The following is a 15,621-nucleotide window of genomic DNA, read 5'->3' on the forward strand; positions in this document are numbered from 1 at the left end:
GTCAGAAGTACCAGGGGTAGGGGGTCCAGTCCGGCTTGCGCTTTTCCAGGAAGGCGTCGCGGCCTTCGACCGCCTCATCGGTCATATACGCCATCCGGGTGGCCTCGCCCGCGAAGAGCTGCTGACCGACCAGACCGTCGTCGAGCAGATTGAACGCGTACTTCAACATGCGCTGGGCCTGTGGGGATTTGCCGTTGATATCGGCGGTCCACTCCAGTGCGACATTTTCCAGTTCGGCGTGATCGACGACCTTGTTCACCGCACCCATCTGATGCATTTCCTCGGCGGTGTAGGGGCGGCCGAGGAAGAAGATTTCCCGCGCGAATTTCTGGCCGACCATTTTCGCGAGATAGGCGCTGCCGTAACCGCCGTCGAAGCTGCCGACGTCGGCGTCGGTCTGCTTGAACCTGGCGTGCTCGCGGCTGGCCAGGGTCAGATCGCAGACCACGTGCAGACTGTGCCCGCCGCCCGCGGCCCAGCCGTTGACCAGCGCGATGACCACCTTCGGCATGAACCGGATCAGCCGCTGCACCTCGAGGATGTGCAGGCGGCCCGCGCGCGCCTGGTCGACGGTGTCCGCCGTATCGCCGTCCGCGTACTGGTAGCCGCTGCGGCCGCGAATGCGCTGGTCACCGCCCGAGCAGAAGGCCCAGCCGCCGTCCTTGGGACTGGGACCGTTGCCGGTGAGCAGCACCGCGCCGACGTCCGGGGTCATCCTGGCGTGATCGAGCGCGCGATAGAGCTCGTCGACCGTATGCGGGCGGAACGCATTGCGCACCTCCGGCCGATCGAAGGCCACCCGGACGGTGCCCTGCTCGATATGCCGGTGATAGGTGATGTCGGTCAGGTTCTCGAACCCAGGAACGGGCCGCCACAGCTTCGGATTGAACGTCACCCCAGTGATTATTGCCCCCACCGATGTTTCGGGTGCCAGCGACTTCCATGCGAACTTCTACGGTGCCGATTCCATTACCGGACGGTACGACTTGACGGTGTATAACAACGCGATACCGTGCTAAGGATGAACGGAGCATCGCGAAGCGATTCGATGAGGGGCGGCGGTCGGGCGACGGGCGGGCGCGAGGCAGTGAAACGGGTTGCAGAGCGCGTTGGCGGGCGGTCCGGTCCGCGCATCGATAACAGCGCGGTGGACGAATCCCGGTACGAGAAGCACGGCGGCTTCCCCAAGGTCTCCCGCGCGCGAGTCGGCGCCGACTTCGGCCCGTTCGTCGAGGCCATGCGCACGCTGCAGGATCTGGTCGTCTCCGTGGACGCCCCCGACGAGATCTACGGCGAGGCACTCGACCGGACGCGCGAACTCATCGATCTGCTCGAGCCGTACCGCGCACCCGAACTGCAGGGCCCGGCGGGCCGCGCGGTCGAATTGCCCGGGCGCGGCAGCCTTTTGCTGCTGCCGTGGCAGGTGGTCGAGGCCGGACCCGACGGCATCGTGATGACCGGTGAGTTCCGTCGGTTCCATCTCGGCGGCAATGGCGCGGCACACGGCGGCGTGCTCCCGCTGCTCTTCGACGATCTGCTCGGCATGATCGTGCATTACGCCGGAAGGCCGATCAGCCGCACCGCCTATCTCCATGTGAACTACCGCAAAATCACTCCGTTGCAGACACCGCTGACCGTGCGGGGGCGCGTCGATCGCATCGAAGGGCGCAAAACGTACATAACCGCGGAACTGGCCGATGAGCAGGGCAATGTCCTCGCCGATTGTGAAGGATTGATGGTCCAATTGCTGCCGTGGCAGCCGTAGCTCGATGAGTGCCGTGTGACTCTGCGCACCAGTGCGTATAGTGACGTGCGCTCGTTCATCGACATCGATCCCGGAGGAACCTGAAAGTGGTTGCAGCACTGTCTGAATCCCTGCTCGACGACGCAAAGCGCACGGCCTTCCTTGCCGATGCCAAGGAGGTTCTGGACGCCGAGGTGTCGGACAAGGGTGGTGCGTCGGGCCTGGCCGTCAAGGGTGGCTACGCGGCGGTCAAGAAGATCAGCCCGTCCATCGTGCCGGACGCGCTGGAGTCCTTGGCGCCCAAGCTCGTCTCGCAGCTGGAGCCGTTCTGGCAGGAATACTCGGCGACGGGGTCCGGCCAGTTCGCCGACCTGCTGGTCGCCAAGTCGGACGAGGTCGCCGAGGCATTGCTCGCGGTGACCGACGCGCGTGCCGACGCCTCGACGCGTCCGGCGCTGAAGAAGGTCTACTCGTCGATGCGTTCCTCGGCCAAGAAGAACGTCATCGAGGCCCTGCCGCGGCTGGGCGACCTCGTGCAGCGGCACGCCTGAGTTGGATTGCGGCGCCACGGCGCCGCGTTTCGCGCTCATGCCTACGCCTCGCTAGCGCTCGGCTCCGGTATGACCGCGTGAGCGGCTGTGTTTTTTGTCGCTCACTGCGTTCGCTGGTGCCTGCGCCTCGCTAGCGCTGGGCTCCGGCATGACCGTGTGGGCGGCTGTGTTTTTTGTCGCTCACTGCGTTCGCGCATGGGACTCGCTCCGTGGTGGGTGCGCTGGCGACGCTCATTGTCGCGCACGGCGATTCGGCCGACCACGGGCGCTGAGCGCCCCGCGTCCGGTGGTGGACGCGGGGCGAATTTTCCGCCAACCCCGACGGCGTGAGGGAGCGCAGCGAGCGAACCAACGGCACAGCGCCCTCTGGGCACAATGGTGCCGAGCGCTGGCGAGGTGCCATTGTGAGCAGGGTGACGAAGACGTCGAAGCAACTGTCTGAGAGGCTGGAGATGTGAATCCGTCTACAGCACAGGCGCAAGTGGTCGTTGACGAGCTCGCGCGCGGGGGTGTGCGAGACGTCGTTCTGTGCCCGGGGTCGAGAAACGCGCCCCTGGCATTCGCGCTGCAGGCGGCCGATGCGGCAGGCCGGCTCCGCCTGCACATGCGCATCGACGAGCGAACCGCGGGCTTCCTGGCCATCGGACTCGCCATCGCCAGTCGACTGCCGGTGCCGGTGGTGATGACCTCGGGGACCGCTGTCGCCAATCTCGGCCCCGCCGTGCTGGAGGCGAACTACGCTCGCGTACCGCTGGTGGTGCTGAGCGCCAACCGGCCCTACGAGATGCTCGGTTCCGGCGCCAATCAGACCGTCGAACAATTCGGGCTGTTCGGTAGCCAGGTCCGTGCCTCGATCAGCCTCGGACTCGCCGAGGAGGAGTCGGACACCGATGGCGGCGTGCCCTACGGCCAGCAGAACAGCCAGTGGCGTTCGGCCGTCTGCCGGGTACTCGCGGCGGCCCGTGGCACCCGTTCCGGCAATGCCGGGCCGGTGCATTTCGATATTCCGCTGCGCGAGCCGCTGGTGCCGGATCACACGCCGGACGAGTGGGCGCCTCAGGGCCGCCCCGGCGGCGAGGCGTGGACGTGCACCCGCTACGCGACGCTCGATGTGCCGCTCGATCTCGACCTGACGCCCGATACGGTCGTCATCTCCGGCCACGGCGCAGGCTTGCGGCCGGAACTGGCCGAGCTGCCGACAGTGGCCGAACCCACGGCCCCGATGCACGGTCCGGCCCTGCATCCGCTGGCCCTGCCGCTGCTGAAGCCGCGGCAGGCGATCATCACCGGGCGGCCGACGCTGCATCGCCAGGTCGCGAAGGTGCTCGCGGATCCGGCCGTGACCGTCTACGCGCTCACCACCGGCCCGCGCTGGCCCGATGTCTCCGGCAATGTGGTCGGCACCGGAACCCGGGCGGTTGCCACGGGTGCGCCAAGTGCGGACTGGCTCGCGTACTGCCGCGAACTCGATGCGAAGGCCGTTCAGGTCGTTCGCGCCGAACTGGCCAACCATCCGAAACCGACCGGGCTGCACGTTGCCGCGGTGGTGATGGACGCGTTGCGCGAGGGCGATCAGCTGCTGCTCGGGGCATCCAATCCGGTGCGTGACGCGGCCCTGGTCTCGCCCCCGCGGCCGGGTGTCCGAGTGCTGTCCAATCGTGGCGTGGCCGGTATCGACGGCACCGTTTCCACGGCCGTCGGCGCGGCGCTGCACCACACCGGGCGCACCTTCGCGCTGATCGGTGACCTCACCTTCCTGCACGACGCCTCCGGCCTGCTCATCGGCCGCGGCGAACCCCGCCCCGCCGATCTGACCATCGTGGTCGCCAACGACGACGGCGGCGGCATCTTCGAACTCCTGGAACAGGGTGATCCGCAGTACGCCGGTGTTTTCGAGCGCGTCTTCGGTACGCCGCACGGAATGGATTTGGCCGCGCTGTGTGCCGCCTACCGGATTCCGCACAAGCAGGTCGATACCGAGCAGTTGGCGGTCGAGTTGGCCGGGCACGCGCACGGGTTGCGGGTGCTCGAAGTCGCGACCGAGCGATCCAGTCTGCGGGAGTTGCACGCGACGGTGCGGGCCAAGATCGCGCCGTAAGCCGACGGGCCGATCAGTACTCCGGCTCGGAATCGCGATCGTCGTCGAGCGGCACCGGGATCGACTGTTCCACGACATCGGCCGGATTGGCGTCGAAGGCATCTCGATCGACCGCCGCCGCGAGCTCGCGGTCGGAGCTGTCGTCGGTGTCATCGACGATCTCAGGGTAGGCGGGGACGTTCTGCTCGACGTAGTCGGCTTCCGAAACCGCGTCGACGGTGCGGGACGTGCTTGGATCGGTCATCGTTCGTTCCTCTCCGCGCGTGCTTTTCGGCTGGGTACCCGATGCTCTGCCGAGCGAACTCCAGGTGCTGCGGGAATCACAGCGCAGGCGGACAACCAGTCCAACACTGTTGAGAATGCTCCTAGTCCGGCCGCGCGGCAACCCACCTGCTACTCGCCGTCGGCTGGACCCGAACCATTCGCCGGGAATTCGACGAGCGCCAATGTGCGCCCCGCCATGAACCGCGCCGTGCGCACCGCGACGCCCGTTCGCGTCACTTCGCTGACCTCGACCACGCCACGCGCGATGCGCACCTCGACCTTGCGCCCGGCCCGCGTCGCGACCACTTCATAACTGCGAGACCCGTCGCCGAAGTCGACGACGATCTCCACCCGATCGCCCTTCATCTACCAATTCTCCGCTTTTCCAGCACTTTTCGCCGCTACGACTTGGTTGCGATGAATTCCGATGGTGCGCGCCGTCTCAATCGTTGACGTTCCGTTGCCGAGGAGGACCCGATGCACCCGAATTTCGATCTCGAACCGGCCGCCGCCGCCCTGGAGGCGGTGGTCGGCGCCATCACCGACGATCAGCTCAACGCGCCGACACCATGCACCGATACCAGCGTGCGCGACCTGTTCGCCCACGTCATCGGACTCACCGAAGCGTTCCGGCAGGCCGCGACCAAGGAAGCGGTCGGCCGCTCGGTCCCGCCCGCCGTCGGCCCCGACAGCGCCCTGCCCGCCGACTGGCGTTCTCGCATTCCGGCCCAGCTGAAGGCACTCGTCGAGGCCTGGCGCGATCCGGCGGCCTGGGACGGCGAAACCGAAGCTGGCGGGGTATCCGCCCCGGCGGTCGTCATGGCCACGATCGCGCTGGACGAAATCGTTGTCCACAGTTGGGATCTCGCCCGCGCTACCGATCAGCAACTGACGGTCGACCCGGTGCACCTGACCGTCCTGCTCGAATTCCTCAGGGACACACCGCCCGAAGGCACCCCGGGGATGTTCGGCCCTGTCGTCCGAGTTCCCGACACCGCCGCGCCCCTGGACCGCATCGTCGGACTCACCGGCCGCGACCCCTCCTGGGCCCGCTGATCACCTGCGGCCGAGACCGAGCCCGCGTGCGACCCGGGCCATAGCCGCCCCGACCCTCCGCTGAATAGCTCGCAACAAGTTGCCTCGACCAAGATCAGGTGGAATCTGTGGCGCTATTGCCCGAAGAAGGGCCCGCCACCAGTTCCACCTGATCTTGTTCATGGCTTCGTGAAGATGCCCGCTGAGGCGGCTCGGGTGGCGGCTGCGGCGGCGGTGCGGGCGGCTGCGTCGTCGATCGGGTCGCCGCTGGCGAGGAGGCGGTAGTAGAGGGGGGCCGAGACGGCGGTCAGGACGGCGCGGGCGTCGGTGTTTTCGGGGATTTCGCCGCGGGCGATGGCGGCGTCGATACAGGGCGTCCATTCGGTCAGGCGGACGTCGTAGAAGCGGCGTAGGGCGGTTGCGGCGGTTTCGTCGCAGGTGGCAGCGGCGATGACGGCCTGGAAGAGCTTGCCTTGGCGGGGATCCGTGAGGGTTTCGGCGACCAGCTGGGCGTTGGCGGTGAGATCGCCGAGTAGGGACCCGGTATCCGCGCGCGGCAGCGATTGTTCGGCCATATCCAGGAGCAGGTCGGCGACGAGTCCGGTGGAGTTGCGCCAGCGACGGTAGGCCGTGGTCTTGCCGACCTCGGCGCGCGCAGCGACCTCGGTCAGATCCAGGTGTGCGAAACCGCGCTCGGCGAGTAGATCACCCGCCGCCTGCAGCACGGCCTCGCGAACGCGCGCGGTGCGTCCACCAGGGCGAATCGAGCCGGGGGCGGCAGCGTCAGACTCCATAAAGGAACTCCAGTTTCATTTGTAACCCGACGGGTGTATGTTCAGATCGTTAACGGAATTATAGACCCTTTAGGAGTCATCATGGAGTACCGGCGGCTCGGCGCATCAGGTTTGCTCGTCCCGGCGCTGAGTTTCGGCGCGGGCACCTTCGGCGGGCGGGGCGAACTGTTCAGCGCGTGGGGCGATACCGATGCGGAGCAGGCGCGCCGACTGGTCGATATCAGCCTGGACGCGGGCGTCACCATGTTCGATACCGCCGATGTCTATTCCGATGGCGCCTCCGAGGAGGTACTCGGTGCGGCCATCAAGGGCAGGCGTGACCAGCTGCTGCTGTCGACCAAGGCGAGCCTGCCGACCGGTCCCGGTCCGCACGACGCGGGTTCCGGCCGTTCGCGCCTGATCAAGGCGGTCGAGGGTGCGCTGCGCAGGCTCGGCACGGACCACATCGACCTGTTCCAACTGCACGCCTTCGACGCGCACACTCCGGTCGAGGAAGTCCTTGCGGCACTGGACGATCTGGTGCGCGCGGGCAAGATCCGCTACCTCGGCGCCTCCAACTTCGCGGGCTGGCAGCTGATGAAATCCCTTGCCGCGGCGGACCGGCACGGCCTGACCCGCTATGTCGCCCATCAGGTCTACTACTCACTCGTCGGTCGTGACTACGAATGGGAGCTCATGCCGCTCGGCCTGGACCAGGGTGTCGGCGCGGTGGTGTGGAGCCCGCTCGGCTGGGGTCGGCTGACCGGGAAAATCCGCCGCGGCCAACCACTTCCGGCGGGCAGCCGTCTGCATCAGACCGCCGAGGCAGGTCCGCCGGTCGATGACGACAAGCTCTACGACGTGGTCGACGTCCTCGACGAACTTGCCGCGGAGACCGGTAAGACCGTCCCGCAGATCGCCCTCAACTGGCTGCTGCGCCGTCCAACGGTGTCGACCGTCATCGTCGGCGCACGCAATGCCGAGCAGCTGGGCCAGAACCTCGGCGCGGTCGGCTGGGAGCTCGATGCCGAGCAGATCGCGCGCCTCGACAAGGCCGGGGCGACTACCCCGGCGTACCCCTACTACCCGTACTACCGGCTGCCGGACTTCGCGCGGCTGAGTGCTCCTGCGGTGTGAGGGGATCAGCCACAGCGCCCATTCCTCCTCAGAACCCGCGGGATCGGGCGCTGAGGCAACGACCCTCAGTACACGTCGCGAACGTAGCGCTTCTCGGCAACCAACTGCTTCCGGAACGCCAGCGCCCCGTCCTCGTCGAGCTTGCCGTGGATCCTGGCAATGGTCAGCAGGGTGTCGTCGACATCCTTGGCCATGCGTGCCGCATCGCCGCACACATAGAAGTGCGCGCCGTCGCGCAGCCAGGACCACAGCTCGGCGCCGTGCTCGATCATCCGGTGCTGCACGTAGACCCGCTCGCGCTGGTCGCGGGAGAAGGCCAGATCGAGTCGGGTGAGGAAGCCCGCGCGGAACATATCCTCCAATTCCGCTCGGTAGTAGAAGTTCTGGGCGGCATGCTGATCGCCGAAGAACAACCAGTTGCGGCCGCTGCAGCCCAGGGCGCGGCGTTCCTGCAGGAAGCCGCGGAAGGGCGCGATGCCGGTGCCGGGGCCGACCATGATCATCGGTGCGGTCGGATCGAGCGGCGGCCGGAAGTGCGGGGCGCGCTGCAGGAAGATCGGCACCGCGGATTCGGCGGCGTCGGCGCGGTCGGCGAGGAAGGTCGAGCACACCCCACCGCGCCGCGCGGCGGATCCGGTCGCGGCCGGATCGCCGTACCGGACGACACCCACGGTGAGCTGCACCTCGTCGGGACTGACCAGCGGACTCGACGAAATCGAATACTGGCGCGGCTGTAGCTTTTTCAGCGTGCCGAGCCATTCCACGAGATCGGCGCGCACCGGGAACTCGCGCAGCACGTCGACCGCCTGCCGGTCCCACAGGTAGTTGTCGAGTTCATTGCGATTATCGCGGCGCAGCAGTTTCGACAGGCGGTTGTTGGGATTGCGTTCGGCGATGAAGGTCAGCAGATCGTGGCTGACCTTCGTGATGTCGAAGCGGGTCCGCAGCGCCTGGGCCAGCGACAATTCCTGGTTGTCGAGCTCGATGACCCGACGGCCGTCCAGCCCGGTCGCGCCGAGCCATTCGGCAACCATCGACTCGGCGTTCGTAGGCCAAACCCCGAGCGAATCGCCGACCTCGTAATTCGCTTTCAGTCCGCGCAGGTCGAAGCCGAACTGCCGCACTTCCTTCGGCGATCCGGCATGCGACAGCGGCTCATTGCGCACCAGCGGTGCGGTCACCGGTGCGTTGCGGGTGAACGGCGCCGGTCCGGCGGTCTGGGTCCCGACGGCCGGTGCGGTGCGGGTCAGCACCATGGTGGCGCCGGTGGAGCGCTCGGGCATCCGGGCTCCGCCGGGACCGGAAGGACTCGTCTCGGGCGCACCATCGTCCAGTGCGGCGAGCACCTCGTCGAGCCAGCGCGCCGCCGCTTCCTCGTAATCGGGTTCGCTGTCGACGCGTGCGAGCAGACGGGTGGCCCCGCGTTCGGTCAGTTTCGCGTCCAGTTTGCGACCGTGGCCGCAGAAGTCGTCATAGGAGGAGTCGCCGAGTGCGAACACCGCGTACCGCATGCCGGTCAATCGGATCACGCTGTCGTCCAGGCGTTCCCAGAAGTCGGTGCCGTTATCCGGCGGTCCGCCGTCGCCGAAGGTGCTGCTGATCACCAGCACATCCCCGGTGAGTTCGTGGAGTTCGCACGAGTCCATATCGAGCAGCCGCGGCGCGAAACCGGATTCGGCCAGGCGAGCGGCCGTCGTCGCCGCGAACTCTTCGGCGGTTCCGGTCTGTGAGGCCCACAGCACGGTGATCGGCCGGGGCGGTTCGTCGGGAATCTCGTCGGTGGACGCGGATTCTGTTGCCGCGCTTCGCGAATACATACCGGCCAGCAGTCCGTCGATCCACAGCCGACTGTTCTTGGCCAGCGGCGCGGATTCGGGCAGCACGGGCTGACCGGTCACCGGAAGGGATTGCAGCGCCGAGAGATATCCGGCGAGATAGATCCGCTCGGTCTCGCTGAGCGTCGGCGCTGTGCCCGCGTCGAGCCCCAGCATGACCGCCAGCGGGTGCGAACCACGGTTCGCGGCGGTTTCCGGCACTCCCGCCGACGGACTTTCGGCCGCTTTCGGCATCACCGCGACGCGCCGCAACGACACCGCGCACGCCTTGAATTCGGGCTGCAGCGAATCCGGATCCACCGCGTCATTGGTCACGGCATTGATCGTCAGATATTCGCCCTGCTCGTCATTCCAATGGAACGGCGCGAAGCAATCACCGGGCCGCACCCGGTCGCTGATCTGCACCGGCAGCACCGCTCGACCGCGTCGGGAGGCGATTTCGAGCTGGTCGCCCGCCTCGACCCCGAGCCGCTCGGCATCCTTGGGATGCACCTCGACGAACGGCTGGCCGGTCAGTTTGGTCAGCTTGTCGATCTTGCCGGTCTTGGTCATGGTGTGCCACTGATGCTGCAGGCGGCCGGTATTGAGCATGAACGGGTAGTCGTCGTCGGGCATCTCCTCCGGCGTCAGATGCGGGCGCGGCCAGAACACCGCGCGACGACTCGGCGTCGCGAAGGCCAACCGGGGCTGGTGCCCGGCATCGTCGACGAAAAGTTCCTGGCTGACACCGTCATTGCGGTAGCGGATCGGGTTGCGCGCGCGGTCGGGCGCGGCGCACGGCCACTGCATCGGCCCCTCGTGCAACCGCTCATAGCTCATGCCACGCAGGTCGTATCCGGTGGCTGGATTGGCGAACTGCTTGATCTCGTCGAAAACCTCGGCACTGGAGGAGTATTCGAAGCCCGCGAAGCCCATCGCGGTGGCGACCTGCGCGATCAGCAGCCAGTCCGGACGGGCATCGCCGATCGGATCCACCGAGCGCTGGAGCAACGTGACATTGCGCTCCGAATTCACCATCACCGCATCGGCTTCGGCCCAGAGCGTCGCGGGCAACAGTATGTCGGCGTAGGAGTTGGTGGCCGTATCGGTGTACGCGTCCTGCACGATGACCAGCTCGGCCGCCTCCAGCCCGCCGATCACCGTCTTCCGATTGGCGACGGTGGCAACGGGATTGGTGCAGATGATCCAGGCCGCCTTGATCTGCCCTTCGGACAGCTCGCGGAACATCTCGATCGTGCCCGGTCCGGACTCGGTGCGCAGCGTGCCCGGCTCGACGCCCCACGCCGTCTCCACGAAGGTGCGGTCGGTGGGGGAGAGCAGGCTGCGCTGTCCGGGCAAACCCGGACCCATATAGCCCATTTCGCGCCCGCCCATGGCATTCGGCTGACCGGTCAGCGAGAACGGCCCGCTGCCGGGACGACAGATAGCCCCGGTGGCCAGGTGCAGGTTGCAGAGCGCGTTGGTATTCCAGGTGCCGTGGGTGGACTGGTTGAGTCCCATGGTCCACAACGACATCCATGCACCGGCTTCGCCGATCCAGCGCGCTGCAGTTCGGATATCGTCCTCGGCCAGCCCGGTGATCGCGGCGACCTGGTCCGGCGGGTAGTCGGCGAGGAATTCGGGCATCGCCACCCAGCCCTCGGTGTGCTCGGCGATGAAGTCCGAGTCGATATCACCGTTTTCGACGAGCAGGTGCAGTAGCCCGTTCAGCAGGGCGAGATCGGTGCCCGGTGCGATCTGCAGGAACAGATCGGCCCGCGCCGCGGTATCGGTGCGCCGCGGATCCACCACGATCAGCTTGGCCCCCGCCTTGACCCGGTCGATCATTCGCAGATAGAGGATCGGATGGCAGTCGGCCATATTCGCGCCGGTCACGAAGAACAGATCGGCGTGTTCGAAGTCGTCGTAGGAGCCGGGCGGCCCGTCCGCGCCGAGCGACTGCTTGTAGCCGGTTCCGGCGCTGGCCATGCACAGCCGGGAATTGGCCTCGATGTGCTTGGTCCGCAGATACCCCTTGGCCAACTTGGTCGCCAGGTACTGTGCCTCGAGCGACATCTGCCCGGAGACGTACAGCGCGATGGCGTCCGGTCCGTGTTCGTCCAGGATCGCCCGCAGCCGAGTGGCCACCTCGTGCACCGCCTCGTCGACAGGCACCGGCACGGGCACCTGACCGCGCTCGGGCCGACGGTACGCGGTCTCCATCCGCCCCGGCGCCGCCATCAATTCCGCGTGGGTCGCGCCCTTCGTGCACAGTCGGCCCGCATTCGTCGGATGCAGTTTGTCACCGCGGACCTTGGCGATGACCGGCGCACCGCCCGCACCCGCGCGGGTCTCGACGACGATGCCGCAGCCGACGCCGCAGTACGAGCACGCCGTTCTGGCGGTGCTCGCGCGATCGGTGCCTGCATCGGTCATGCCACCGATCATGCGCACCGCCGATTGCGGCCGATTTACCCAACGTTATCGACAGATGACAATTAACCTCACCACGGCAAATTTCCCCCGTGAGGTGTGGCGTGCGCCACGAAAATATGCCGCGACCAGGAGCTCAGTTCAATTCGGCGGTCAGCCCAATTTGTAAGCGCGATGCAGTGCGACGATCCCGCCGGTCAGATTGCGCCATTTCACCGACGACCAGCCCGCATCGGCGATCCGCAGCGCCAACTGCCGCTGATTCGGCCAGGCCCGGATGGATTCGGCGAGGTAGACATAGGCATCCGGATTACTGCTCACCGCCACCGCGACCTTCGGCAGCGCCTTCATCAGATACTCGAGATAGATGGTGCTGAAGATCGGCACGATCGGCGTGGAGAACTCGCAGATCACCATCCGCCCGCCCGGTTTGGTGACCCGCAGCATTTCGCGCAGCGCGGCATCGGTCTCGGAGATATTGCGCAGACCGTAGGAGATGGTCACCGCGTCGAACGAATCGTCGGCGAAGGGCAGTGCGGTCGCATCGGCGGCCACCATCGGCACATTGCGGAATTTGCCCGCGGCGAGCATGCCCTGGGAGAAGTCGGCCGCTAGGCACCAGGCACCGGATTTCGCCAGGTCCAGCGTCGAAATACCGGTGCCCGCGGCGAGGTCGAGCACGCGCTCACCCGGCCGTGGCGCCACTGCTCTGCGCACCGCCCAGCGCCAATATCGGTCCTGTCCCAAGGAGATGACGGTGTTGGTCAGGTCGTACCGCTTCGCGACCCCGTCGAACATCGACGCGACCTCGTGCGGCTGCTTGTCCAGCGAAGCCCGAACCGGTTCCCGCTGCTCTGTTTTCGCCACGCCCCCGAACCTACCGCGCGTAACACATGCCGGGCGAGACTCCCGCGCCGAGCTGGCCCAGACAATCCGCATCGCCACTGGACGCGCCGGACTTTTCCATCGTCGCACCCCGTAATCGGCTTTCGGAGGTCGTGAAACTCACAAACGATTTACGCGGTGTGCGGCAACTGGGTCCGGATCCCCGTGACGTCGGCGTAGTGGCCCATCAGTTCGGTGCAGATGGCGGGCCAGGTCCGGTGCAGCACCGACTTGCGAGCGGCCGCGGCGAATCGCGCCCGCAGTACCGGATCACGAAGCGCCGCAACCGCACTGGGTAACAGCTCGGCGAAGCGATCCACCGGCAGCAGGTAGCCGTTGCGGCAGTGCGCGATCAGATCGCGCGGTCCGCCCGCGTCCGGCCCGATCACCGGAACCCCGGCGGCCAGGGCTTCTTGCACGCCCTGACAGAACGTCTCGTGTTCACCCGCGTGCACCATCACATCCAGGCTCGCGTAGGCCTGCGCCAGCTCGGCGCCACCGAGCTCCCCGGTGAAGATCGCGGTGGGCATCATCCGCGCCAACCGGGCCCGCTCCGGCCCGTCCCCGACGATCACCAGCTGGATCGCCGGATCGCTCGCCAGCACCGCCAGCCGTTCCACGTGCTTCTCCGGAGCCAGCCGTCCGACAAACCCCACCAGCAGCTTCTCCTGCCCGCGCAGCCAGGAGGCCCGCAGCTCCGGCAGCTTCGCCGACGGCGTGAACCGACCGATATCGACACCGCGGCCCCAGCGGTGCACCCGCGGAATACCGTGCCGTCCCAGATCCTCGGCCGCCGCGCGAGACGGTGCCAGTGTCCGTGTCGCGCCCTCGTGGATCCGTCGCGTCCAGGCCCAGGCAGCTCGACTGGCCAGTCCGAGCCCATAACTCTTCGCGAATCCGGCCACATCGGTCTGGTAGATCGCGACCGTCGGCAGGTCCAACCGCATCGCCGCACCGAGACCACCTGCGCCGAGCAGGAAGGGCGAGGCCAGATGCACAACATCGGCATCGAATTCGTCGATCGCGGCGGTGATCCCGGGCTGCGGCAGGCCCACCGGCAGTGAGCTGACCTTCGGCACCATCACCGCTGGTACCAGGTGCACCGGGAATCTTTTGTAGACCCGTGGCGCGGCGGGCAGCCCGTGTGGCGTATCCGGCGCGATCACCAGCGCCTCGTGCCCGTGCTGGTCCAGGTGGTCCAGCACCCGGAGCACGGAATTGACGACGCCGTTCATATTCGGCAGGAACGACTCCGAAACGATGGCTACTCGCACCATCCCAGGTTGACCCGTGCAACGCGCCACGCCGTCACGTCGAAATGACCGATACGCAAAGATCCGGCGAACTGTCGGGGCCGCTCGCCTCAGGCGGCACCGGCCGCCGCGCGAGATCCGTTCACCGGGCCAGGCGTACGGCGCTGTGCCCGCAGCAGCAGCCACATCGTCGGTAGCGCGACCGCCCACACCACCAGGATCACCGACAGCGCGGGCTGAATCGCGACCCGCACGTCACGTCCGGCCACCCGGACCAGATCCGGGTCCTTGCGGCTGTACTCAACATTGATCCGCTCACCAGCGGTGAGGTTGGTCGGATACAGCACCCCGACCTTGGGATTGTGCGTCTTTCCGTCCGGTGTGACATAGATGACCGCCGAACGCAGCCGCCCGGCCGAGAGCACCTCGGCGGAGGTCACACCCTTGTCGGAGCTGATCAGATAGTCGTTGCGCCAGGCGGCCAGCACCAGCAGCACGACAAGGGCGCTGAGGAAGACGGCCGCCGTCAGTACCCCGATCCTGGCCCGCCGCAGGCGGTTCGAACGCCTTTCAGACTGGCTGGTTTCCGACACCACAACAGGCTACTTGCCGCCTCCGATACCGTTTGCGGCCATGTCCCGAAAATTCAGCTTCACCGTGCCCTACGCCGTCCCGGTCGAAGATCTTCACCGGGCACTCACCACCGATGACGTCTGGCAGTCCCGGTTCGCCGGTGCGCAGACCGCCACACTCGATCTCTCGCATCCGCAGGGCACGGACACCATCCGTATACATATGACCGAAAAGGCAAGCGATGACAAGGTTCCTGGCATCGTGAGCAAGGTACTCAAGAGCGAACTGGTGCTCTCGCGCACCGACAATTGGCAGGCATTGGACGGCGAAATCGCCAAGGGCACCTTCGAGGGCACCACCGGCGGCATCAGCAGCGAAATGTCGGGCACCTATGAACTGCGCCCGACCGTCGAGGGGTCCGAGATCGAGGTCGTCGGCACCGTGCGGGTCAAGGTGCCGCTGGTCGGCGGTGCCATCGAACCGCTGGCCGAGCAGCTGCATCATCGGGTGCTCGAGAGCGAGCGCAAACATATCGAGAAGTGGGTCGCCGCGCAGGCGAGCGCCTGACCCGGTCCGAACGCCCCGGCGAAAGCCGGGGCGTGCCGGGCTCTTCGGCTAGGCGAAATCCTCCGGGCTGAATTCCTTGGGCTCCACCAGCACCAGCCAGTTGCCGGAGTTGTCCCGGATGATCGCCTCGGTGCCATAGGGCCGTTCGGCGGGCGGCTGGATGAACTCCACGCCCTTGGCGGTCAATTCCTCGAAGGTCTTCTGGCAGTCGTCGGTCTTCAGGCCGAGCGCGCCGTTGGTGCCATTGGCCAGGGCCCGGCGGATGGCGTCGGCGAGATTGTCGTCCAGCGGCGGTCCGGGAATCATCAGGGTGATTTCGAGTTCGGGATGGTCGGGATGTGCCACGCTGACCCAGCGGAATCCGTTGTCGCCCATGGTCACATCGCTGGTCTCGACGAATCCCAGCTTTTCGGTGTACCACTGCTTGGCCGCGTCCTGGTCGGTGACGTACACGGTGACCAGCGAGACATTGGTAATAGTCATGCCCAAAGGCT

General features: G+C 66.9%; 15 protein-coding genes. 6 read left to right on the forward strand and 9 right to left on the reverse strand.

Features of this window, described 5'->3' with window-relative positions; genetic code table 11:
* Position 1 precedes the first annotated feature (1 nt).
* Entirely contained in the window at positions 2-895 is an 894-nt protein-coding gene (locus NP3_RS31825) for a 1,4-dihydroxy-2-naphthoyl-CoA synthase (protein ID WP_063045406.1), read from the reverse strand.
* 237 nt (positions 896-1,132) lie between these two features.
* Between NP3_RS31825 and NP3_RS31830 the strand changes: the two genes are divergently transcribed.
* From NP3_RS31830 to menD, 3 genes are all read left to right on the forward strand, one after another.
* The gene (locus tag NP3_RS31830) at positions 1,133-1,765 is read left to right on the forward strand and encodes a PaaI family thioesterase (RefSeq protein ID WP_245721194.1); all 633 of its coding nucleotides are present in this window, start codon (positions 1,133-1,135) and stop codon (positions 1,763-1,765) included.
* Between the two features lie 86 nt (positions 1,766-1,851).
* Positions 1,852-2,295 carry a DUF6918 family protein gene (locus tag NP3_RS31835; protein WP_063045408.1) on the forward strand — a complete coding sequence of 148 codons (444 nt, stop codon included), beginning with the start codon at positions 1,852-1,854 and terminating at the stop codon, positions 2,293-2,295.
* A 454-nt stretch (positions 2,296-2,749) separates the two neighbouring features.
* A complete protein-coding gene (gene menD / locus NP3_RS31840) occupies positions 2,750-4,393 on the forward strand; it encodes a 2-succinyl-5-enolpyruvyl-6-hydroxy-3-cyclohexene-1-carboxylic-acid synthase (protein WP_063045410.1) in 1,644 nt (547 codons plus the stop codon).
* 13 nt (positions 4,394-4,406) lie between these two features.
* Here menD and NP3_RS31845 read toward each other — a convergent pair whose 3' ends face one another.
* Positions 4,407-4,637 (reverse strand): Rv3202a family protein, encoded by a 231-nt coding sequence (locus tag NP3_RS31845; protein WP_063045412.1) that lies wholly within the window; start codon positions 4,635-4,637, stop codon positions 4,407-4,409.
* 149 nt (positions 4,638-4,786) lie between these two features.
* A complete protein-coding gene (locus tag NP3_RS31850; protein WP_063045414.1) occupies positions 4,787-5,023 on the reverse strand; it encodes a DUF8836 family protein in 237 nt (78 codons plus the stop codon).
* Positions 5,024-5,134: 111 nt separating this feature from the next.
* Between NP3_RS31850 and NP3_RS31855 the strand changes: the two genes are divergently transcribed.
* Positions 5,135-5,713 carry a TIGR03086 family metal-binding protein gene (locus NP3_RS31855; protein ID WP_063045416.1) on the forward strand — a complete coding sequence of 193 codons (579 nt, stop codon included), beginning with the start codon at positions 5,135-5,137 and terminating at the stop codon, positions 5,711-5,713.
* A gap of 158 nt (positions 5,714-5,871) precedes the next feature.
* Here NP3_RS31855 and NP3_RS31860 read toward each other — a convergent pair whose 3' ends face one another.
* Entirely contained in the window at positions 5,872-6,486 is a 615-nt protein-coding gene (locus NP3_RS31860; protein WP_063045418.1) for a TetR/AcrR family transcriptional regulator, read from the reverse strand.
* An 81-nt stretch (positions 6,487-6,567) separates the two neighbouring features.
* On the opposite strand from NP3_RS31860, the gene NP3_RS31865 reads away from it, so the two are divergent.
* A complete protein-coding gene (locus tag NP3_RS31865; protein ID WP_063045420.1) occupies positions 6,568-7,602 on the forward strand; it encodes an aldo/keto reductase in 1,035 nt (344 codons plus the stop codon).
* 65 nt (positions 7,603-7,667) lie between these two features.
* Here NP3_RS31865 and NP3_RS31870 read toward each other — a convergent pair whose 3' ends face one another.
* The 4 genes from NP3_RS31870 to NP3_RS31885 form a co-directional block, all read right to left on the reverse strand.
* A complete protein-coding gene (locus tag NP3_RS31870) occupies positions 7,668-11,852 on the reverse strand; it encodes a bifunctional nitrate reductase/sulfite reductase flavoprotein subunit alpha (RefSeq protein ID WP_063045436.1) in 4,185 nt (1,394 codons plus the stop codon).
* Positions 11,853-12,002: 150 nt separating this feature from the next.
* Entirely contained in the window at positions 12,003-12,716 is a 714-nt protein-coding gene (locus tag NP3_RS31875; RefSeq protein ID WP_084509263.1) for a demethylmenaquinone methyltransferase, read from the reverse strand.
* 149 nt (positions 12,717-12,865) lie between these two features.
* Positions 12,866-14,008 carry a glycosyltransferase family 4 protein gene (locus tag NP3_RS31880; protein WP_063045440.1) on the reverse strand — a complete coding sequence of 381 codons (1,143 nt, stop codon included), beginning with the start codon at positions 14,006-14,008 and terminating at the stop codon, positions 12,866-12,868.
* Between the two features lie 89 nt (positions 14,009-14,097).
* Positions 14,098-14,580, reverse strand: coding sequence for a DUF3592 domain-containing protein (locus NP3_RS31885; protein ID WP_063045442.1), 483 nt, complete (start codon positions 14,578-14,580; stop codon positions 14,098-14,100).
* Positions 14,581-14,620: 40 nt separating this feature from the next.
* On the opposite strand from NP3_RS31885, the gene NP3_RS31890 reads away from it, so the two are divergent.
* Entirely contained in the window at positions 14,621-15,127 is a 507-nt protein-coding gene (locus NP3_RS31890) for a DUF2505 domain-containing protein (RefSeq protein WP_063045422.1), read from the forward strand.
* A 48-nt stretch (positions 15,128-15,175) separates the two neighbouring features.
* Here the strand turns inward: NP3_RS31890 and NP3_RS31895 are convergent, their stop codons facing one another.
* Positions 15,176-15,610 carry a VOC family protein gene (locus NP3_RS31895; protein WP_063045424.1) on the reverse strand — a complete coding sequence of 145 codons (435 nt, stop codon included), beginning with the start codon at positions 15,608-15,610 and terminating at the stop codon, positions 15,176-15,178.
* Positions 15,611-15,621 lie beyond the last annotated feature (11 nt).

It is taken from the genome of Nocardia pseudovaccinii NBRC 100343 (genome assembly GCF_001613225.1).
GTDB lineage: Bacteria > Actinomycetota > Actinomycetes > Mycobacteriales > Mycobacteriaceae > Nocardia > Nocardia pseudovaccinii.